At 48.2% G+C, this 20,654-nt stretch carries 18 protein-coding genes and 2 tRNA genes; 17 read left to right on the top strand and 3 right to left on the bottom strand.

The annotated features are described in order from the left end of the window. Window positions 1-36 precede the first annotated feature (36 nt). The 15 genes from folP (at window position 37) to EA26_RS17310 (ending at window position 15,212) form a co-directional block, all read left to right on the top strand. Complete coding sequence (gene folP, locus EA26_RS17380) at window positions 37-867, top strand: dihydropteroate synthase (protein WP_039430387.1); 831 nt, start codon at window positions 37-39, stop codon at window positions 865-867. 27 nt (window positions 868-894) lie between these two features. After that, entirely contained in the window at window positions 895-2,235 is a 1,341-nt protein-coding gene (glmM, locus tag EA26_RS17375) for a phosphoglucosamine mutase (protein ID WP_039430386.1), read from the top strand. A 247-nt stretch (window positions 2,236-2,482) separates the two neighbouring features. Beyond that, window positions 2,483-2,815 (top strand): preprotein translocase subunit SecG, encoded by a 333-nt coding sequence (secG, locus tag EA26_RS17370; RefSeq protein ID WP_039430385.1) that lies wholly within the window; start codon window positions 2,483-2,485, stop codon window positions 2,813-2,815. Window positions 2,816-2,827: 12 nt separating this feature from the next. Continuing rightward, window positions 2,828-2,911, top strand: a tRNA-Leu gene (locus EA26_RS17365). A gap of 56 nt (window positions 2,912-2,967) precedes the next feature. After that, window positions 2,968-3,044: transfer RNA gene (locus EA26_RS17360), tRNA-Met, on the top strand. Between the two features lie 212 nt (window positions 3,045-3,256). Next, window positions 3,257-3,712 (top strand): ribosome maturation factor RimP, encoded by a 456-nt coding sequence (rimP, locus tag EA26_RS17355; protein ID WP_039430384.1) that lies wholly within the window; start codon window positions 3,257-3,259, stop codon window positions 3,710-3,712. A 36-nt stretch (window positions 3,713-3,748) separates the two neighbouring features. Then, on the top strand, window positions 3,749-5,236 hold the full coding sequence (gene nusA / locus EA26_RS17350) for a transcription termination factor NusA (protein ID WP_039430383.1): 1,488 nt from the start codon (window positions 3,749-3,751) through the stop codon (window positions 5,234-5,236). Between the two features lie 23 nt (window positions 5,237-5,259). Continuing rightward, window positions 5,260-7,980: a translation initiation factor IF-2 gene (gene infB / locus EA26_RS17345; protein WP_039430382.1), complete on the top strand. Its 2,721-nt coding sequence runs from the start codon at window positions 5,260-5,262 to the stop codon at window positions 7,978-7,980. Window positions 7,981-8,081: 101 nt separating this feature from the next. Then, the gene (gene rbfA, locus EA26_RS17340; RefSeq protein WP_039430381.1) at window positions 8,082-8,477 is read left to right on the top strand and encodes a 30S ribosome-binding factor RbfA; all 396 of its coding nucleotides are present in this window, start codon (window positions 8,082-8,084) and stop codon (window positions 8,475-8,477) included. Then, on the top strand, window positions 8,477-9,421 hold the full coding sequence (truB, locus tag EA26_RS17335; RefSeq protein ID WP_039430380.1) for a tRNA pseudouridine(55) synthase TruB: 945 nt from the start codon (window positions 8,477-8,479) through the stop codon (window positions 9,419-9,421). The genes rbfA and truB overlap by 1 nt, the downstream gene beginning before the upstream one ends. Window positions 9,422-9,572: 151 nt before the next feature. After that, a complete protein-coding gene (rpsO, locus tag EA26_RS17330) occupies window positions 9,573-9,842 on the top strand; it encodes a 30S ribosomal protein S15 (protein WP_011079620.1) in 270 nt (89 codons plus the stop codon). 304 nt (window positions 9,843-10,146) lie between these two features. After that, window positions 10,147-12,279, top strand: coding sequence for a polyribonucleotide nucleotidyltransferase (gene pnp, locus EA26_RS17325; RefSeq protein WP_039430379.1), 2,133 nt, complete (start codon window positions 10,147-10,149; stop codon window positions 12,277-12,279). Between the two features lie 119 nt (window positions 12,280-12,398). Then, entirely contained in the window at window positions 12,399-13,292 is an 894-nt protein-coding gene (gene nlpI / locus EA26_RS17320) for a lipoprotein NlpI (RefSeq protein ID WP_039430378.1), read from the top strand. Between the two features lie 113 nt (window positions 13,293-13,405). Continuing rightward, complete coding sequence (locus tag EA26_RS17315; protein ID WP_039430377.1) at window positions 13,406-13,816, top strand: MarR family winged helix-turn-helix transcriptional regulator; 411 nt, start codon at window positions 13,406-13,408, stop codon at window positions 13,814-13,816. A gap of 58 nt (window positions 13,817-13,874) precedes the next feature. After that, window positions 13,875-15,212, top strand: coding sequence for an MATE family efflux transporter (locus EA26_RS17310; protein ID WP_039430376.1), 1,338 nt, complete (start codon window positions 13,875-13,877; stop codon window positions 15,210-15,212). A 49-nt stretch (window positions 15,213-15,261) separates the two neighbouring features. On the opposite strand, the gene EA26_RS17305 is transcribed toward EA26_RS17310, so the two are convergent. The 3 genes from EA26_RS17305 to EA26_RS17295 all read right to left on the bottom strand — a co-directional run bounded on the left by EA26_RS17305 (window position 15,262) and on the right by EA26_RS17295 (window position 19,355). Then, window positions 15,262-16,143, bottom strand: coding sequence for a U32 family peptidase (locus tag EA26_RS17305; protein WP_039430375.1), 882 nt, complete (start codon window positions 16,141-16,143; stop codon window positions 15,262-15,264). A 12-nt stretch (window positions 16,144-16,155) separates the two neighbouring features. Continuing rightward, window positions 16,156-17,169, bottom strand: coding sequence for a ubiquinone anaerobic biosynthesis protein UbiU (ubiU, locus tag EA26_RS17300; protein WP_039430374.1), 1,014 nt, complete (start codon window positions 17,167-17,169; stop codon window positions 16,156-16,158). A gap of 146 nt (window positions 17,170-17,315) precedes the next feature. Next, entirely contained in the window at window positions 17,316-19,355 is a 2,040-nt protein-coding gene (locus tag EA26_RS17295; RefSeq protein WP_039430373.1) for a sensor domain-containing protein, read from the bottom strand. 279 nt (window positions 19,356-19,634) lie between these two features. On the opposite strand from EA26_RS17295, the gene ubiT reads away from it, so the two are divergent. Further along, the gene (ubiT, locus tag EA26_RS17290) at window positions 19,635-20,162 is read left to right on the top strand and encodes a ubiquinone anaerobic biosynthesis accessory factor UbiT (protein ID WP_039431642.1); all 528 of its coding nucleotides are present in this window, start codon (window positions 19,635-19,637) and stop codon (window positions 20,160-20,162) included. Beyond that, a complete protein-coding gene (locus tag EA26_RS17285) occupies window positions 20,146-20,649 on the top strand; it encodes a GNAT family N-acetyltransferase (protein WP_039430372.1) in 504 nt (167 codons plus the stop codon). The genes ubiT and EA26_RS17285 overlap by 17 nt, the downstream gene beginning before the upstream one ends. Window positions 20,650-20,654 lie beyond the last annotated feature (5 nt).

The raw sequence follows: 20,654 nt of genomic DNA, 5'->3' as shown, positions 1-20,654 counted from the left end.
GCCCCGAGGAAACTCGGGTTTTTTGTATTTATTGCTATGATTTTACGTTCTCATAAAAAACAACTAGACCTTTCTACCCCACAAATAATGGGAATTCTCAACGTCACGCCAGACTCTTTTTCTGATGGTGGGCAGTTTACGCACTTGGACGCTGCGCTTCGCCAAGTGGAGAAGTTGATCCAAGCGGGGGCAACCATCATTGATATTGGTGGTGAATCGACTCGCCCAGGAGCGCCGGAAGTGTCATTAGAAGAAGAGCTCAATCGAGTGATTCCTGTCGTTAAAGCGATCCGAGCAAGTTCTGATGTCTGGATATCGGTTGATACCAGTAAAGCAGAAGTAATGCGCCAAGCCATAGAGGCAGGCGCTGATCTGATTAATGACATTCGCGCGTTGCAAGAGCCAGGCGCCTTAGAGATTGCCGCTAAAGCACAAGTGCCAATTTGCTTGATGCACATGCAAGGTCAGCCTCGAAGTATGCAACATAGCCCTAACTATCAAGATGTACTGCGAGAAGTCGGTGAGTTCCTCCGTGAAAGAGTGAAAGTGTGCGAACAAGCCGGGATAGCAAAAGAGTTGTTGATTTTGGATCCTGGCTTTGGTTTTGGAAAAACGCTCGAACACAACTACCACCTTCTTGCGCATCTCGAATCCTTCCACCAGTTTGGTTTGCCACTGCTGGCTGGGATGTCGCGCAAATCGATGATCTTTAAATTGTTGGATAAAAAGCCTGCCGATTGCATGGTCGCTAGTGTAACATGTGCCACCATTGCTGCTTTGAAAGGGGCTCAGATCATTCGCGTCCATGACGTTGAAGAGACGGTTGAAGCGATGAAAATCATTCAAATGATGAAGAATAACCACTGAGCCGAGAAGAAAAATAAAGGGAAAACTATGTCAGAAAAAAGACGTTACTTTGGTACTGATGGTGTGCGTGGAAAAGTTGGGCAGTACCCAATCACTCCGGACTTTGTACTAAAACTTGGCTGGGCGGCGGGGCGTGTCCTCGCCAAACAGGGCACAAAAAAAGTGATTATTGGCAAAGATACGCGTATTTCTGGTTATATGCTGGAGTCGGCCCTTGAGGCGGGCTTGGCGGCGGCAGGTTTAAAAGCCACTTTCACTGGCCCGATGCCAACCCCAGCGGTGGCGTATTTAACGCAAACTTTTCGCGCAGAGGCGGGGATCGTGATCTCGGCATCACATAACCCTTATTACGACAATGGCATTAAGTTCTTCTCTTCCGAAGGAACCAAATTACCCGATGACGTTGAACTGGCGATTGAAGCAGAGCTAGACAAAGAGATCGAATGTGTTGAATCTGCGGCTCTTGGTAAAGCAACGCGTTTAAATGACGCCGCAGGCCGATACATTGAGTTTTGTAAAGGTACCTTCCCCTCGGCCTTAAACCTTTCAGGGCTCAAAATTGTGGTTGATTGTGCCAATGGTGCCACCTACCACATTGCACCGAGTGTCTTTTCTGAACTGGGTGCCGACGTCATAGCAATGGGGGTTGAACCGAACGGAATTAACATCAACCACGAAGTGGGCGCAACCGATGTGCGTGCATTACAAAAGCGCGTAGTAGAAGAAAATGCTGACCTAGGTTTAGCATTTGACGGCGACGGTGACCGCATTATTATGGTCGATCATCTTGGTAACAAGGTCGATGGCGATCAGATTGCTTACATCATTGCTCGTGATGCATTGCGTCGTGGCGAATTGAAAGGTGGAGTGGTTGGAACATTGATGACCAACCTTGGCATGGAAAATGGCCTTAAACAGTTAGGTATTCCCTTTGTTCGCGCTGCCGTGGGTGACCGCTATGTGATGGAAAAGCTTTTGGAAAAAGGCTGGAAAATCGGAGCAGAAAACTCAGGCCATGTCATTTTACTCGATAAAGTCACTACGGGAGACGCCATTGTGGCGGCCTTACAAGTGTTGGCGTCGGTTGTTGGTAGCTCAATGACCTTGCATGACCTTTCGCAAGGGATGACACTCTACCCTCAAGTATTGGAAAACGTACGTTTTTCCGGCGACAGTAATCCACTCGAAGCCGATGCCGTTAAGCAGGCGGTGACGGAAGTGGAAAATGTACTTGGCAGCAAAGGCCGAGTGCTGTTGCGTAAATCTGGAACTGAACCGCTGCTGCGCGTGATGGTGGAAGGTGAAGATGCAGAACTGGTCACTCAGAGTGCTCTTAAAATCGCCGATGCGGTAAAAGCGAACTGCTAACGGTTGGCGCACTTTACCTCAGAGCCATCAATGGATGGCTCTTTTAGTAGCAAAACTTCCGATTTGTCCCTTTTTTGACCGCTTGATGCTTGAGTGAGGATTTTTTCTTAATTTTCGCTTGTCAGCACAGCATGCTTTCGATAGTATTGCTCGGCCTTCAGTTAGGAGGACGCTAGCCTTGTTTTAATGCTCTGTTTCTAGAGCGAAAAACGGCGCTGGCTCAACAAATCGGAACATAGGTGGAAAAATGTTTACAGTTCTACTTGTGATTTACCTGTTGGCAGCGCTTGGTGTGATTGGCCTCGTGTTGATTCAGCAAGGTAAAGGCGCAGACATGGGAGCTTCATTCGGTGCTGGTGCCTCAAACACCGTGTTTGGTGCAAGCGGCTCAGGAAACTTCCTAACCAGAACGACTGCTATTTTAGCAACCGTATTTTTTGTTGTGAGCTTGTTGCTTGGACGTATGTCAACACACAAAGTTGAGTCTCAATGGGTTGATCCAACGCAGGGTCAAGTTATCGAACAAGTTCAGGACAATGTGAGTGATAAGCCTGCTCAGTCAGACGAAATTCCTCACTAATCAGATTTGATTGCCGAGATGGTGAAATTGGTAGACACACTAGCATGAGGTGCTAGCGCCTATGGTGTGAGGGTTCGAGTCCCTCTCTCGGCACCATTGATTTACAAACTTGTAAATACTGCTGTTGCGCGTATAATGCACAGCAAGTCGGACGCGGGATGGAGCAGCTTGGTAGCTCGTCGGGCTCATAACCCGAAGGTCGTCGGTTCAAATCCGGCTCCCGCAACCAATCTCCTTGAGATGCTCTGCAAGTTTGTCGTAGTGCTAACCACACTACAGTTAAGTGTTATTGGACGCTTAACATTTCAGGGTCCAGCAACAAAAAACCCCGACTAAATCGGGGTTTTTTGTTATCTGAATCTTCCTTTTTAGGAAATTCAGATAGTTGCTTGGTTTTAGTATTGGGCTCTGAGCCCTTTTTTTGTTTCTGGAGTGGTTTAAATGACTGGTTTAGAGAGACAACTTACTGAAATGCTTGAAGCGCCAGTCGGTGCTTCAGGCTATGAACTAGTTGGATTAGAGTTTATCCGCGCAGGTGAACACTCAACATTACGTATTTACATTGATCATGAAAACGGAATTACGGTTGAAGATTGCGCCGAAGTTAGCCGTCAAGTCAGTGCCGTGCTGGATGTTGAAGATCCGATCACTGTGGCCTACAACTTGGAAGTTTCTTCACCAGGTTTGGACAGGCCGCTCTTTAAGCCAGCACATTATGAGCACTTTATTGGTCACGAGGTCAGCATCGTTTTGAAAATGGCTGCAAGTAACCGCCGTAAATGGAAAGGTGTTATCCAGGGTGTGGATGGCGAAACCATCATGGTTATCGTTGATGGACAGCAGGAAGAATTTGCTCTGAGCAATATTTCAAAAGCTAACCTGATCCCTAAATTTTAGTTCCCTAAAAAAGTTTTCAGCTTAGAGGCTAATTAAATGAGTAAAGAAATTTTAGCGGTAGCAGAAGCGGTATCCAACGAAAAAGCGGTACCTCGTGAGCGTATCTTTGAAGCGCTAGAAATTGCTCTGGCGACATCAACTAAGAAAAAATACGAAATTGAAATTGATGTGCGTGTTGCTATCGATCGTAAAACGGGTGAATTCGAAACTTTCCGCCGCTGGTTAGTGGTAGAGAATGTCGAAAACCCAACCAAAGAGATCTCGTTTGAAGCGGCGAGCTTTGACGATGATTCGGTTGAGATTGGTGACTATATCGAAGATAAGATTGAATCAGTCACATTTGACCGCATCACCACGCAAACCGCAAAACAAGTGATCGTACAAAAAGTCCGTGAAGCTGAGCGCGCACAGATCGTCGAGCAGTTTATCGACAATGAAGGCGATCTGATCACGGGTGTAGTGAAGAAAGTAAACCGTGAAACGGTTGTGCTGGATCTCGGTAACAACGCTGAAGCGGTGATTCTTCGTGATGATCAGCTACCACGTGAAAACTTCCGCCCGGGTGACCGTGTTCGCGGCCTACTGTACAAAGTTGCGCCAGAAGCTCGTGGCTTCCAACTGTTTATCACGCGTTCTAAGCCAGAAATGCTGGCAGAGCTATTCCGCGTCGAAGTGCCAGAAATTGCGGAAGAGATTATTGAACTAAAAGGCGCTGCACGTGACCCAGGCTCTCGTGCTAAGATCGCCGTCAAAACCAATGACAGACGTATTGACCCTGTCGGCGCTTGTGTTGGTATGCGTGGCGCTCGTGTCCAGGCGGTGTCTGGCGAACTTGGCGGTGAGCGTATTGACATCGTTCTTTGGGATGATAACCCAGCGCAATTCGTGATTAACGCGATGGCGCCAGCGGATGTAGCATCGATCATTGTAGACGAAGATGCACACTCAATGGATATTGCAGTAGAAGCGGGTAACCTAGCGCAAGCGATCGGCCGTAACGGTCAAAACGTTCGTTTGGCTTCTCAGCTAACAGGTTGGGAACTGAACGTCATGACGGTTGAAGATCTGCAGAAGAAGCACGCTGAAGAGTCTCAAGCGTCTATTAATAACTTCATGAAATATCTAGATATCGAAGAAGATTTCGCTCAACTGTTGGTTGAAGAAGGCTTCTCTACTCTGGAAGAGATTGCTTATGTTCCTGTCAACGAATTACTCGATATTGAAGGTCTTGATGAGGATCTGATTGAGGAGCTACGTAGCCGTGCAAAAGATGCATTGACCACTATCGCATTGGCACAGGAAGAAGCGTTTGAAGGCCTAGAACCAGCAGAAGATCTGCTTGGTCTTGAAGGACTTGAGCGCGAAATGGCATTCAAACTGGCGGCGAAAGGTGTTGCGACACTGGAAGATTTGGCTGACCAGGGTATTGATGACTTAGAAGGTATCGAAGGCCTAACAGAAGCACGCGCAGGTGAACTCATCATGGCTGCACGTAACATCTGTTGGTTCGGAGAAGAAGCATAATTTCAGCAAGGGGAGAAAGCGGCATGACACAACTTACAGTTAAAGCACTGAGTGAAGAAATTGGTACGCCAGTTGACCGCTTATTAGAGCAACTTGCTGATGCTGGAATGAAAAAAGCGAGCACAGATAATGTGACCGATGAAGAGAAGCAGAAGCTTCTCTCTCATCTGAAAAAAGAGCACGGCGACACGTCAGGTGACACGGCTCCGACTCGCTTGACTTTACAGCGTAAGACTCGCAGCACGCTTAGTGTAAGCGCTGGTGGCGGTAAGAGTAAGAATGTTCAGGTTGAAGTGCGCAAGAAACGTACCTACGTAAAACGCAGTACAATCGAAGACGAAGCAAAACGCGAAGCTGAAGAAGCGGCGCAACGTGAAGCGGAAGAAGCCGCAAAACGTGCCGCCGAGGAAGCAGCGAAGCGTGAAGCGGAAGAAGCGGCAAAACGTGAAGCGGAAGAAGCCGCAAAGCGTGCCGCAGACGAAGCAAAACGTGATGCTGAGAAATCGGTTGACCGTGACGCACAAGAGAAAGCGGAACGTGCTGCTGAAGAAAAAGCAAAACGTGATGCAGAAGAAAAAATTAAGCAAGAAGCAGCGCGAAAAGAGGCCGAAGAGCTAAAACGTCGTCAGGAAGAAGAAGCTAAGCGTAAGGCTGAAGAGGAAAGTCAGCGCAAGCTTGAGGAAGCTCGCGAATTGGCTGAAAAGAACAAAGAGCGTTGGTCTGCTGCAGAAGAGAAAAAGGGTGATATGGAAGATACAGATTACCATGTAACGACTTCACGATACGCACGTGAAGCCGAAGATGAAGCAGATCGTCAAGAAGAAGCCGCTCGTCGCAAGAAGAAGAAAACCAAATCATCGACCAAAGCAAGTGAAGATGATGAGCGTGGTGGCCCACGTGTTCAGCGCGGCGGGAAAGGCGGACGTAAAGGCAAACTGTCTAAGCCGAAGTCAATGCAACATGGCTTTGATAAGACCGCTGTTGTGGCAAAATCCGATGTAGTTGTTGGCGAGACTATCATTGTCTCTGAGCTGGCGAACAAAATGTCGGTAAAAGCGACTGAAGTCATCAAGGTGATGATGAAGATGGGCGCGATGGCAACCATCAACCAAGTGATCGACCAAGAAACTGCACAATTGGTTGCGGAAGAAATGGGTCACAAAGTGGTTCTGCGTAAAGAGAACGAGCTTGAGGAAGCGGTTCTATCGGATCGTGATGACAAGTTCGAATCCGTACCTCGTGCCCCAGTTGTGACCATCATGGGCCACGTTGACCACGGTAAGACATCAACTCTGGACTACATTCGTCGCACACACGTTGCGTCTGGCGAAGCGGGTGGTATTACTCAGCACATTGGTGCTTACCACGTAGAAACGCCAAACGGCATGATTACTTTCCTGGATACTCCTGGACACGCGGCGTTTACCGCCATGCGTGCTCGTGGTGCTCAGGCAACAGATATCGTTGTCCTTGTCGTTGCGGCCGATGATGGCGTAATGCCACAGACTGTGGAAGCGATTCAGCACGCGAAAGCGGCTGGCGTTCCTCTCATCGTGGCAGTGAACAAGATCGATAAAGAAGAAGCGAATCCAGACAACGTGAAAAACGAGCTGGCTCAATACGACGTTATGCCTGAAGAGTGGGGCGGTGAGAACATGTTTGTTCACATCTCTGCGAAGAAAGGTACTAACATTGATCAACTGCTTGAGACCATCCTACTACAAGCTGAAGTCCTTGAACTGACGGCAGTGAAAGACGGTATGGCTTCTGGTGTGGTGGTTGAGTCTCGTCTTGATAAAGGTCGTGGTCCAGTGGCGACGGTTCTGGTTCAATCAGGTACCCTACGTAAAGGCGATATAGTACTGTGTGGTCAAGAATATGGCCGTGTACGTGCAATGCGCGACGAACTGGGTAACGAAGTGAACGAAGCGGGCCCATCAATCCCAGTGGAATTGCTTGGTCTGTCTGGTGTTCCGGCGGCGGGTGACGAAGCAACGGTTGTGCGTGATGAGCGTAAAGCGCGTGAAGTAGCAAACTACCGTGCTGGTAAGTTCCGCGAAGTCAAGCTGGCGCGTCAGCAGAAGTCTAAACTTGAGAACATGTTCTCTAACATGGCAGCAGGTGATGTGGCTGAGTTGAACATTGTACTGAAAGCGGACGTACAAGGTTCAGTGGAAGCGATTGCAGATTCGTTGGTTAAACTATCAACGGAAGAAGTGAAAGTGAACATTGTTGGCTCTGGTGTTGGCGGTATCACTGAAACTGACGCGGTATTGGCTGAAGCGTCTAACGCAATCATCCTTGGCTTTAACGTTCGTGCTGACGCATCTGCGCGTCGTGCAATCGAAGCGGCAAGCGTTGATCTGCGTTACTACTCAATCATCTATCAGCTGATTGACGAAGTGAAACAAGCGATGAGCGGTATGCTTGCTCCAGAATTCAAGCAAGAGATCATTGGTCTAGCTGAAGTTCGTGACGTGTTTAAGTCTCCGAAACTGGGCGCAATCGCAGGCTGTATGGTTACTGAAGGTCTGATCAAGCGTAATGCACCAATTCGCGTACTACGTGATAACGTGGTTATTTACGAAGGTGAGCTTGAGTCTCTACGTCGCTTTAAAGATGACGTTGCTGAAGTTAAGAATGGCTACGAGTGTGGTATCGGCGTTAAGAACTACAACGATGTTCGCGTTGGCGACCAGATCGAAGTATTCGAAACGATCGAGATTCAGCGTACCATCGATTAATTGACTAACGTTGTTGCCACCTGGCAATGATAGGTTGTTGAATACGCCATGGGGGGCTGGGATTATCCATCCCCCCATTCTTTCTATATATGAGAAAAGATATGTCAAAAGAATTTAGCCGTACGCAGCGTGTCTCCCAGCAGCTGCAAAAAGAACTCGCGATGATCCTTCAGCGCGAAGTTCGCGATTCTCGTCTGGGAATGGTCACCATCTCCGATGTTGAGGTTTCCCGTGACCTGGCTTACGCCAAAGTGTTCGTTACCTTTTTGTGCATCGGCGAGCAAACGCCAGAGTCTTGTTTGGCTGCGCTGCGTGAGCACGAAGTGCACATTCGTATGATGCTCGGTAAACGCATTCGTCTGCGTCTAACGCCTGAAGTGCGTTTTTACTACGACAACACCTTAGTTGAAGGTATGCGGATGTCGAACTTAGTGACAGAAGTGGTCAACAAAGACAAGCTCAAGCAGAAAGATTCTGGCCGTGAGGACGAAGAGTAATGGCTCGTCGTCGCAAAGGTCGTCCGATTGATGGCGTTATTTTGTTGGATAAACCCACAGGTATCTCTTCCAACGATGCGCTACAAAAAGTCAAACGAATCTACTTTGCTGAAAAAGCGGGGCATACAGGGGCATTAGATCCGTTGGCAACCGGTATGCTGCCGATTTGTCTTGGCGAAGCAACCAAATTCTCTCAATTTTTGCTCGATTCAGATAAGCGCTATCGCGTGATCGCCAAACTTGGTCAGCGTACCAACACCTCCGATTCCGATGGTGAAGTGGTCGAAACACGTCCAATTGATGTGAGTCTTGCTAAGCTCGAAGCGTGTATTGAGCAATTTCGTGGCGAATCGGATCAAGTTCCTTCGATGTTTTCGGCGCTGAAGTACCAAGGTAAGCCCTTGTATGAGTACGCACGCAAAGGCATTGAAGTTCCACGAGAGTCGCGCAAAATCACCGTATACGAGATAGTGCTGCATCGTTTTTCTGACGATGAAGTAGAGATGGAAGTGCACTGTTCAAAAGGCACTTATATTCGTACCATCGTTGACGATCTCGGTGAAATGCTGGGTTGTGGTGCCCACGTGACGATGCTGCGTCGCACTGCGGTCGCTAACTACCCGTACGAGAGAATGGTGACGCTTGAGCAACTAAATGAATTGCTAGAGCAAGCCCAACGCGAAGAAATCGCTCCGCGCGAACTGCTTGATCCCCTGTTGCTACCGATGGACACCGCCGTTGAAAATTTGCCGGAAGTGAATCTTATCCCTGAATTAGCGGATATGGTGCTGCATGGTCAAGCCGTGCAGGTGTTTGGTGCGCCAACCGAAGGGACGGTGCGTTTGACCATGGGTGAGGAAAGGCTGTTTATCGGTGTCGGAGAAATGAACGACGACGGTAAGATTGCGCCCAAACGGTTAGTGGTCTTTCGTCACGAAGAGTAGTAAAACGACTGACAGTGACAATGCTGGCCAATGTGCCAGCATTTTTTCATTGCGTGGCAAGTGAATGTTCCCTATAATTCGCGCTTCCCGTGTCGGCTGAATCAGAGATTGGCTGGCACAAACACTAACCTACTCTTATTAGGAGAGAATTATGTCTCTGAATGCAGAAACTAAAGCAGCAATCGTTGCTGACTACGCACGTGGCGAAGGCGACACTGGTTCACCAGAAGTACAAGTAGCGCTACTGACTGCTTCTATCAACCACCTACAAGGTCACTTCCAAGCGCACAAAGGCGATCACCACAGCCGTCGTGGTCTGCTACGCATGGTTTCTCGTCGTCGTAAGCTTCTAGATTACCTAAAAGGTAAAGATCTAGCTCGCTACCAAGACCTAATCAAACGTCTAGGCCTACGTCGCTAATCAGTGGCTGCATAGTACAGTTTGTTCAAAAAAGGGGCGTAAGCCCCTTTTTTGTTACCTAAATTTAGCCAAATCGGTTTCAAGTCGTTATACTACGCACGGCTTTATCTCAACCCGTGAGATAACTCATCAGTTCAGGCATTACAGTCAACCTCGTCGACCTAAAGGTCGCGACTATTAAAAGTGGGTTTGTTTACCCATTGTGTCAAACACGCAGCTCAAGCCTATTTTTACTAGTCGCGATTCGTAATGTTCTGAGCCTCATTTAATTTATCTAAGCGTGTGCTTAGAGCAAGGAATAAACATGTTCGAAAAACCAGTTGTTAAATCATTCCAGTACGGTAACCACACCGTGACACTGGAAACTGGCGTAATCGCGCGTCAAGCTTCTGCCGCTGTAATGGTGACCATGGACGATACTGCGGTATTCGTGTCTGTGGTTGGTAAAAAAGAAGCCGTTGCAGGTCAAGACTTCTTCCCTCTAACCGTTAACTACCAAGAGCGTACTTACGCAGCGGGTAAAATCCCTGGCGGTTTCTTCAAGCGTGAAGGTCGTCCTTCTGAAGGCGAGACTCTGATTGCACGTCTCATCGACCGACCAATTCGTCCGCTCTTCCCAGAGGGTTTCACCAACGAAGTGCAAGTGATTGCGACGGTGATGTCGGTAAACCCAGAAGTTCAACCTGATATCCCAACCATGATTGGTACTTCTGCGGCGCTTGCTATCTCAGGTATCCCATTCAACGGTCCTATCGGTGCGGCACGTGTTGGTCACATTGACGGTCAACTCGTACTAAACCCAAGTAACACTGAACTCAACGCATCTCGTCTGGATCTCGTTGTAGCAGGTACGGCATCTGCAGTGCTAATGGTTGAGTCAGAAGCGGACAACCTAACTGAAGAAGAAATGCTTTCTGCAGTGGTGTTTGGTCACGACCAACAACAAGCTGTGATCAAAGCGATCAACGAATTCGCAGCAGAAGTTGCGACGCCATCTTGGAACTGGGTTGCACCTGAAGCGAACACTGCTCTTAACGAGAAAGTGGCTGATCTAGCAGAAGCGAAACTGGTTGAAGCTTACAAAATTACTGAAAAGATGGCTCGTTACGACCGTATCCATGAGATTGCGGCAGAAGTTAATGCAGCTATTCTTGCTGAAGATCCAGAAGCCGATGCGAAAGAAATTCACACCATCTTCCACGATCTAGAGAAGACCGTTGTGCGTCGTAGCATCATTGCGGGCAACCCACGTATCGATGGCCGTGAAAAAGACATGGTTCGTGCACTAGATGTGCGTACTGGTGTTCTTCCACGTACTCACGGCAGTGCGCTGTTCACTCGTGGTGAAACTCAGGCGCTCGTAACGGCAACGCTAGGTACTCAGCGTGATGCACAAATCATCGACGAGCTCACTGGTGAGAAGAAAGATTACTTCCTACTACACTACAACTTCCCTCCATACTGTGTAGGCGAAACGGGTTTTGTCGGTTCTCCTAAGCGTCGCGAAATCGGTCACGGTAAACTGGCGAAGCGTGGTATTGCGGCGGTAATGCCATCAATCGAAGAGTTCCCATACACGGTACGTGTGGTTTCAGAGATCACTGAATCAAATGGTTCGTCTTCAATGGCGTCGGTATGTGGTACTTCTTTAGCGCTGATGGACGCGGGTGTGCCAATCAAGGCTTCTGTTGCAGGTATCGCAATGGGTCTAGTGAAAGAAGGCGACGATTTTGTTGTTCTTTCTGACATTCTTGGTGATGAAGACCACCTAGGTGACATGGACTTTAAAGTCGCTGGTACTTCTACCGGTATCACTGCACTTCAAATGGACATCAAGATCGAAGGTATCACCAAAGAGATCATGCAAATTGCGCTTAACCAAGCTCAAGGCGCACGTAAGCACATCCTATCAGTTATGGATCAAGCGATTGCTGGTGCTCGTGATGATATCTCTCAGTTCGCGCCACGTATCCACACTATGAAGATCAGCGTTGACAAGATCAAAGACGTGATCGGTAAAGGCGGTGCAGTGATTCGTCAGTTGACTGAAGAAACGGGTACTACCATCGAAATCGAAGATGACGGCACGATTAAGATTGCAGCCACCTCTGGTGAGCAAGCGAAAGAAGCGATCCGTCGTATCGAAGAGATCACCGCAGAAGTGGAAGTTGGCCGTATTTACACTGGTAAAGTGGCACGCCTTGCTGACTTCGGTGCTTTCGTTAACATTCTGCCTGGCAAAGATGGTCTAGTGCATATTTCTCAAATCGCTGACAAGCGTATCGAGAAAGTGTCAGATGTGCTGTCTGAAGGTCAAGAAGTGCAAGTTAAAGTACTGGAAATCGACCGTCAAGGCCGCGTGCGTCTGAGCATGAAAGAAGCGGTAGAAAAGCCTGTAGAGGCAGAAACGCCAGCAGCACCAGCGGTAGAAGAGTAAGCCAACACGCGGCATAACGCCGTAATTTGGCGCTTTTCTCGCTTAAGGCGCTGAAAGCATGTTATAAAGGGAGCAACTTTGCTCCCTTTTTTATTGCGGTCTAACAGGAGTCTCCCTGAGTGAAATGGTTTCAAACCGTCGGCCTTTGCCTAGCCTTAGCGACAACAGGCTGTGCCTCTACCCTTAGCAGTAACAAGAGTCAGTGGATGTACCCTCCAATGGCCGTCCCTCTGCAGGCGAGCGTGCAGCAAGAAGTGCAGATTGCGCGTCTATCTCAGCTTTTACAGCGCCCAGATCTCAGCGATCCCGTTCGGGCCAAAATGCACTATGAACGCGGCAATTACTATGACAGTGTCGGTCTGAGAGATTTAGCGCGTTTGGACTTTAGCCAATCTCTACAACTGAATCCATCTCAGCCAGATATCTTTAATTTGCTGGGTGTCTACTACACCCAAGTAGGCGAATACGACGCGGCTTATGAAGCATTTGATTCAACTTTAGAACTTGACCCACACAATAGTTACGCAGAACGCAATCGTGCCATTGCTCTCTACTATGGTGGTCGTTTGGATTTGGCTCGTGATGAAATGGCGAAACATTATCACGATGACCCAAGCGATCCCTTCCGCGCACTGTGGCTGTATATTATTGAAGCTGAAATCGATCCCGTAGTGGCAAAAAATGATCTGCTTGAGCGCTATCGTCAACGCAGTGAAGAGTGGGGATGGGTTTTAGTGGCGCTGATGGCTGAGCAAGTCTCAGAAGAGCAGGCATTCAAAGCGATCATTGACGCATCGAGAGAAAATGTGTTGCTGGCTCAGCGACTGACGGAAGTCTACTTCTATCTGGCGAAACGCTACCAGTTGAAAGGCGACTTTGCTAATGCTATCTCATTGTATAAGTTGGCTATTTCTTTTAACGTCTATGAATACGTTGAGCACCGTTATGCTTTTCTTGAATTAGGTAATATTTTTGACCAGCTACAGGCTGAGCGTATGGCGAAGAGCAAATAGGTATATTTTCCAGTTATGTTATGACCGCCTTTTTGGCGGTTTTATTTTTTTGGGCTAGGCAAAACCAATTGAGTCATTATAATAGTTAGTTAGGCTAACTAAATGAGTGTGTTATGACCCTGAGTTTACAGCTAGAAAAGTTGGAACGCTTTTCGGCCAAAGTATGGCGACAAACTGCCAAAGAAGATCCTATTGGCCATTTGAGTTTCAATGAATACGACTACCTAAAAGCAGTGCAGTCTTTACCTGATCCTATTCGGCTCACCGACTTGGCGAATGCTTTAGAAGTGTCGAAGCCTTCTGCGACCAATATGGTAACCAAATTGGAGAGCAAAGGGCTGCTTGTTCGCGTGCCCTGTTCAATAGATGCAAGAGCCAAACGGATCTCTTTGACCGAGCGGGCAAAGCAACACTTGGCACTTGAGCTTGCGGTCTATGCACTTATCGCCGATGAAGTTGGCAAAAATCTCTCTCAGGATGAGCGTATTCAGTTAGACAATCTGCTAACCAAGGCATTGGGATAAGCCCAAGGTTAGCTTGTTGAATTATCTCTTCGTTGAAGAGCATGCAGAGTAGTAAAAAATGCAAGTATCGATTTACCGCCAGTTTTGGCGCTACGCGATTCCCACGATTGCCGCTATGTTGGTTAACGGTTTATATCAAGTTGTGGATGGGATTTTTATTGGCCACTACGTTGGGGCAGAAGGGCTGGCGGGGATTAACGTCGCCTGGCCGCTGATTGGTTCAGTGCTCGGCATCGGTTTGATGGTTGGAGTCGGTACTGGTGCTTTGGCGTCAATCAAACTGGGTGAGAAAAATCTTGATCAAGCCAGAAAACTTCTGTCGACAGGCTTGTCTCTGCTGATGTTAATCAGTCCACTCGTTGCCTGGCTACTGGCCAACTACGCGGACGATTTTCTCCGTTGGCAGGGCGCAGAAGGTGCGGTATACCAGCTTGGATTGCAGTACTTAGAGGTGCTGGTGTACTCGTGCGTCTTTACCTTGGGGTCGATTGCGATGCCCATCTTACTGCGCAACGATGGCAGCCCCAATCTGGCGACCATGTTGATGATCTTTGGTGCGGTGAGCAATATTGTTCTCGATTATCTTTTGATCGGGGTGTTGCAGTGGCAATTGACGGGCGCAGCAATCGCAACGGCGTTGGCGCAGATGATCGTCACTTTTGTAGGATTGAGTTATTTCCTATCACGCAAAGCGAAACTGCGCTTGGGTCGAGATAGCTTTGCGTTCCAATGGCGCGCATTGCCGAACATAGTTGCAGTTGGCACTTCCAGCTTTTTTATGTACGCCTATGGCTCGATGATGGTGGCGCTGCACAACAGTTTACTCCTTCAATACGGCAGTCCGATTTTAGTGGGGGCGTATGCCATTTTGGGCTATATCGTGGTGGTTTACTACTTGATTGCTGAGGGGATTGCCAACGGCATGCAGCCTTTGGCCAGTTTCAATCACGGTGCGGGTAATCGCAGTAATATTCGTAAGTTGCTCAAAGTGGCGATGAGTTCGGCCGTACTCACCGGAGTCGTGTTTGTCGTGCTTTTGAATCTTTTTCCTGAAAATGTCGTCGCGGTATTTAATGCTCATGATCAAGCCTTGACCGAAAGTACCGTCAAAGGAATTCGACTGCATATGTTCGCGATGTTTCTCGACGGCTTTTTAGTGGTGTGTGCCGCCTACTATCAGTCGATCAATCGTGGCGGAAAAGCGCTGTTTGTCAGTATTGGTAACATGCTGGTGCAACTGCCTTTTCTTTTCGTCATGCCTAAGTTATTTGGCATTACAGGGGTGTGGTTGGCATTCCCGTTATCGAATATTGCCTTAAGCAGTGTGGTGGCGGTGATGCTATGGCGAGATATGCGGCAAATGCCAGCGGATACGCTAGCGGCGAAAGCCAACTAAAGCGCGGAGCGAAGAGAAATCGATCCTCAGCTCCGCCTTGATGAATGGCTCAACTGATGTTTTTGATTTCCAGTCCAGCAATCTGATGCCAGTAACCATTGCATTGATGATCACCAATTGTGCTCGGTTGCTGGCCATTTTCATTGGCTATGAACTTATCAAGTTGCGAAAAGGTATCCAGACCAAGCGGGCTTAGGCGCACCACATCAACCAAACCGTGCATCCCCGCCAGATCGTTAATCAGGTTGTAGCAGTAACCGGATTGGGTTTGGATGCCATTGAGGTTAAACACGCTCTGCCCCTCTTGGCTGCAAACCTGAATACCTGTGGGATATTTGATACAGCAAGTTTCGCAATCGTCTTTGGCGCGATTCTCCGCTCGAGCGGTAAAACAACGCGCCGAATACGCCAAAGGCAGATAACCGTGGCTGAATACTTCCACTTCAAACTGCTGACGGATGCCGAGTGACTCACATTGAGTTAAGACGTTTTGTAACCACTGTTTTGACAGCTCAACCGGCATACACCAGCGAATCATGCCTTGCTTTAGCAACACATTGAGCGTGTGGGCGTTGTAGCAGTTTATCGCTGGGCCGACGATAAACGGCACCTTTTTTTCATGCGCCATTTGAATCGCGGCCACGTCGTTGGCTTCGATGGCAAAGTCACCATTGTCGATGTATTTCTTCATCACATTGACTTCGCTAGGAGCTTCAAGTAGTGCCATGGTCGAAAGCACCACTTGTTTTCCTGCCGAAGAGAGCTCTTTAGCCAACTCAAACCAGTGAGCGGGTTTCATTTCACGTCGCTTTGAACAGACCGATTCACCTAGATAGATGATGTCGGCTGAGCTCTGCTTTGCCTGTTGGTAGAAGGCTTCGACATTCTGTTTTGGCCAAAAGTACAGCAAAGGGCCAAGTGAGTATTTCATGCTAATTCCTCGTTACTGCCACTGGCGATGGTAGGCGCCGAGCGTGGTTTGTCGGCCTTCTGAAACATTGGCCAGTGCGGCGTTCCACGCCTCTTGCACCTGATAAGCTTGTGGGTTGGCTTGGTAGTGATCGATGGCTGCGCGCCAGGTACGAGTGACTTGTTCGACGTAAGCGGGGCTACGTTGTCGCCCTTCGATCTTCACCGAGGCCACATTGGCGGCAAATAGTTCCGGCAAGAGTGAAAGGGTATTGAGGCTGGTGGGTTCTTCCAGTGCGTGATAGCGTTTGCGTTCGCCCTCAATATCCGCCTCAAAGCGACCTTTACACAGCGTCGGGTAACCTGCGTTTTCTCCGTGTGTGTATCGGTCGATCAAAATGTTGTTCAATCTTGATTCTAGCCCCGTGTCGGTTTCTTGCCAGCGAACATATTTAGCGGGCGAACAGGCTCCGACGGTGTTCGGTGACTCGCCAGTTAAGTAGGAAGAGAGATAGCAGCGACCTTCCGACATGATGCACAAGCTACCGAAAGCAAACACTTCCAGTTCAACGTCCTTGGGGGTGTTTCTGGAGAGCTGTTTCACTTGATGGATGGAAAGAACACGTGGTAGCACGACACGTTTGACGTTGAAATTCTGCTTGTAGAACTCGATAGCCGCGACGTTGGTGGCGGAAGCTTGTACTGAAAGATGCAGCTCTAATTCAGGGTACTTCTCGGCGGCGTATTGCAAAATGGCGATGTCTGCAATAATCAGAGCATCCACGCCGATCTCAGCGGCCCTGTCCACGGCGTCAGTCCAGCGATGAAAACCATCCGGATGGGCAAAGGTGTTTAATGCTACGTGGATTTTTTTTTGTCGGTCGTGGACGTACTCAACCGCTTTATCCAGTTTTTTGCCAGTAAAGTTAAGGCCAGCAAAATGGCGGGCGTTGGTATCATCTTTAAAACCGATGTACACCGCATCGGCACCGCAATCGATGGCGGTTTTTAGCGCAGGGAGGTTACCTGCCGGGCAAAGGAGTTCCATATGCTGTCTAAAATCGAGACGAAAAGGTGGCAGCATTTTATGAAGGATTATGAATAGTCGATTTGATGTAAATTAGGTTTGTCGCAATAAATCCGATATTTACCCATTATGGGTAGTGGTGATAAAGGGCTAATAGCCAACATTGATTAGTTTTTGTGGCGACGGTTTTGTGCGAATAACTCTTCGATTTCATGCTTAGGCTGAGGGCGATAGAAGTGAAAGCCTTGGATAGAGTGACAACGTAAATTAGAAAGCAAAGCGGCTTGTTGATGGGTTTCCACCCCTTCTGCCACCACAGTGAGATCCAGCGATTTGCCGAGATTGATGATGTTTTCGATCACCGTGACTTGTTTGGGTAACACGTCAATGTCGTTGATAAACGCACGGTCAATTTTCAGTTCATCAATCGGAAAGCGAGCGAGGTAGGCTAGGGATGAATAGCCGGTACCAAAATCATCTATCGATAATGAAAAGCCTAATTTTTTGATGGAGTTGAGCATTTGCAGCGTATGCTCGCTGTCGCTCATTACCGCGCTCTCGGTCAGTTCAAAGGTGATGCAGCCAGGATCGAGCTCTGTGGTTCTGAGCAGCTTTTCCATAAAATCAATCAATTGTGGATTACCGAACTGCTCGGGAGAGAGGTTGATTGCCACCCGACCGGGCAAAATACCTTGCAGCTTCCAGCGTTTAACCGTGTTAAACACTTCACGCATTACCACGCGGCCTAAGTGCTCAATAAGGCCCGCTTTTTCGGCGACCGGAATGAACGCGGCTGGGCTGATGTAACCTTCGACCGGGTGTTTCCAGCGCACTAAGGCTTCAGCGCCATTAATGCTGAAGTCACGCGCATTCACTTTGGGTTGATACCACACTTCCAAGCCATTTTGTTGCAGCGCTTTTTGCAGTTCGATCTCCAGCCATAAGCGCATGCGCGCTTCTTTGTTCATCTGATCATTAAATTTGATCAGACGATTGCGGCCGCGATCTTTGGCTTCGTACATCGCAGTATCGGCATTTTGCAGCAGGACACGAGCGTCTTGCCCATCTTCTGGGTAGCGTACGCTGCCAATCGAGCAGGCAAGGCGTTTGCTGAAATGGTGCAGATCAAAAGGTTGATTGATCAAAGCGATGATTCTATCTGACAACAGCTCTGCCATGCGGTTGTTTTCCGGTTCGGGCAAAATGACACCAAACTCATCTCCACCTAAATGGCCAATCACGGCATGCTGTGGTAAAAGGCGTTTTAAGCGCGCAGAGACCTCCAAAATCACACGATCGCCAATATGGTGGCCTAGCGAGTCGTTGATGTTTTTGAAGTTGTCGATGTCCAAATACAAAAGCAGCAGCGGCGTTTGGTTTTTTATTAGCTGTTCCAGTCGTTTGGTAAAGCCAAAGCGGTTATACAGCTTAGTCAGAGAGTCGATATGAATATCGTCATCGCCTTGATTAGAAAGCTGTTTGGGCGTTTCATCCGCATCTTGAATCAAAATGAGTTGTGACTGGTTGCCCAATACCGTGGTGTTGTCGGCATGCAACTGAACGCGGCGCTCGAAACCGCAACGTGCACTGGTCATACAGACAAACGCTTTGCTGGAAAGCAGCGTTGAAAGCTTGTGGCGAAAGACCATTTTGGTCTTTTCATCGATGAACAAGCGGCTCAGCTCTTCCCCGAGCAAGTCATGAGGGGAGTTAAAACCCAGCAGCCGAGCAGCAGCTGGATTGGCAAATAAAACCGAATCATCCTCAACCAGCAGCAAACCGTCTGGTAGCAGTTGCGTCAACTGTGAGAACTTACTTTCTGATTCTTCGAGCGACTTGATTAAAATCTGTTTTTCTGAGGTGTCGATGGAATGAAAAACGATGTGTTGTATGCCATTTTCGTCGCGCAGTGGCGATAGGCTGAAATGCAAGCTGGTTTCCAGATCGGTTTCATCCAGCGTCACTTCCGCCTCTATAAATTCACCGTCAAACGCACGTTGATAGTAGGGGCGTAGTTTTTGGTAGAAATTTTCGCCGAGAATTTTCGCATCATTCATGCCGATCAACTCTTGCTCAGAGAGTCCCGCGATATCGCAATAGCGTTCATTGACCATGCAGTAGCCATGCTGACGATCGAGGATAGCAAAGAAGAATGGGCTGTTGGCTGTAAGTGTCTTAAACCAATGATGTAATTGCTTGGATGGCATTAAAGTACTACCGAGCTCCAGAGAGCGTGATTATTCGTCCATGTAATGAAAAACGCAGAGCCATCTAACTATAACTGTGAAAGTATGCTTATTAAAGGGTTTATCAATACAATAGTGACAATAAATTATCAAAGGTCAAAAAAACGTCGGACATTGTCATCTATTTACTCAGTGTGGTTATGCAATCGGTATAAAAGTCTTTTTTGATGCACAACAGGTATTCCTCTCATGCTATCCACTAAGATAGATGCTCCTTTGACAAAGTAACGGAAAATGAGCGTGATAAACAAGATTCGCTGTCAACTAGTTCAAAACGCCGCATCAATTTTGCGATCTCCAGTCCAGTTATTGCCGCAAGCTGTACAGAAAAAAGCCTTGCTTGAAGGGCTGAAACTGGTTTTTAAAGAAGCGCTCGATGATGGTGATTTTGAGTTTCTACAAGATAAGTGGCTAAAAGTAGAGATAAAAGACCTGCAACTGTATTGGTATATCAGCTATCAGAATGAACAACTGGTGGTGGCCAAGAATGAGGTGGAAGCGTCGGTGAGCTTCGCCGGTAATCTCAATGATCTGGTGCTGATCGCTGGACGTAAAGAAGACCCAGACACCCTCTTTTTCCAACGTCGTTTGTCAATTGAAGGCGATACGGAATTAGGTCTAGAAGTGAAAAATCTGATGGATAGCGTTGATTTAGAACAGTTACCGAAAGCGCTACAACAGTTGTTAAATCAACTGGCCGAGTTCGTTTATAAGGGAGTACAATCAGCCCAAACACACAATGGGGTTGTAAATGCTTATTCGAACTGAAGCGCCAGCGGATCTCCTGGCGATTGATGCACTGCTCAAAGCGGTGTTTCCCACCGACGCTGAAGCGAACTTGGTGATGGCGCTGCGTGAGAACGGGCGTTTGACTTTATCGCTGGTGGCGTGCAGTGAAGAAGGGGAAGTGATCGGCCACGCGATGTTTTCTCCGGTGACGCTCAATGGTGAGGACTTTTCATGGCAAGGCTTGGCGCCGCTCGCGGTCAAAGCGCAGTACCAAAATCAGGGCATAGGGGCCGAGTTGGTGCGAGAAGGTCTGACCTGCTTGGCGGAATTCGGTTATCCGGCCTGCTTTGTGTTGGGCAATCCGGCCTACTACCACCGTTTTGGTTTTACGGCTGCGAGTGAGTTGGGATTTGCATGCCAGTGGGAGGTGCCTGAAGGGGCTTTTCAATCGCTCGCGTTAGCTGACAATGAATTTCAGGGACGCCAAGGTAACATTGAGTACAGTGCGGAATTTTCCATGTTTTAAGCCAA

The sequence above is a fragment of the Vibrio navarrensis genome (genome assembly GCF_000764325.1).
GTDB classification, from domain to species: Bacteria; Pseudomonadota; Gammaproteobacteria; order Enterobacterales; family Vibrionaceae; genus Vibrio; species Vibrio navarrensis.
This window is presented reverse-complemented; position numbering and strand designations above follow the sequence as displayed.

Excerpts from the sequence above, each read along its gene's own strand:
- folP (WP_039430387.1), top strand. The coding sequence starts at position 37 with ATGATTTTACGTTCTCATAAAAAACAACTAGACCTTTCTACCCCACAA.
- glmM (WP_039430386.1), top strand. The coding sequence starts at position 895 with ATGTCAGAAAAAAGACGTTACTTTGGTACTGATGGTGTGCGTGGAAAA.
- secG (WP_039430385.1), top strand. The coding sequence starts at position 2,483 with ATGTTTACAGTTCTACTTGTGATTTACCTGTTGGCAGCGCTTGGTGTG.
- rimP (WP_039430384.1), top strand. The coding sequence starts at position 3,257 with ATGACTGGTTTAGAGAGACAACTTACTGAAATGCTTGAAGCGCCAGTC.
- nusA (WP_039430383.1), top strand. The coding sequence starts at position 3,749 with ATGAGTAAAGAAATTTTAGCGGTAGCAGAAGCGGTATCCAACGAAAAA.
- infB (WP_039430382.1), top strand. The coding sequence starts at position 5,260 with ATGACACAACTTACAGTTAAAGCACTGAGTGAAGAAATTGGTACGCCA.
- rbfA (WP_039430381.1), top strand. The coding sequence starts at position 8,082 with ATGTCAAAAGAATTTAGCCGTACGCAGCGTGTCTCCCAGCAGCTGCAA.
- truB (WP_039430380.1), top strand. The coding sequence starts at position 8,477 with ATGGCTCGTCGTCGCAAAGGTCGTCCGATTGATGGCGTTATTTTGTTG.
- rpsO (WP_011079620.1), top strand. The coding sequence starts at position 9,573 with ATGTCTCTGAATGCAGAAACTAAAGCAGCAATCGTTGCTGACTACGCA.
- pnp (WP_039430379.1), top strand. The coding sequence starts at position 10,147 with ATGTTCGAAAAACCAGTTGTTAAATCATTCCAGTACGGTAACCACACC.
- EA26_RS17315 (WP_039430377.1), top strand. The coding sequence starts at position 13,406 with ATGACCCTGAGTTTACAGCTAGAAAAGTTGGAACGCTTTTCGGCCAAA.
- EA26_RS17310 (WP_039430376.1), top strand. The coding sequence starts at position 13,875 with ATGCAAGTATCGATTTACCGCCAGTTTTGGCGCTACGCGATTCCCACG.
- EA26_RS17305 (WP_039430375.1), bottom strand. The coding sequence starts at position 16,143 with ATGAAATACTCACTTGGCCCTTTGCTGTACTTTTGGCCAAAACAGAAT.
- ubiU (WP_039430374.1), bottom strand. The coding sequence starts at position 17,169 with ATGGAACTCCTTTGCCCGGCAGGTAACCTCCCTGCGCTAAAAACCGCC.
- EA26_RS17295 (WP_039430373.1), bottom strand. The coding sequence starts at position 19,355 with ATGCCATCCAAGCAATTACATCATTGGTTTAAGACACTTACAGCCAAC.
- EA26_RS17285 (WP_039430372.1), top strand. The coding sequence starts at position 20,146 with ATGCTTATTCGAACTGAAGCGCCAGCGGATCTCCTGGCGATTGATGCA.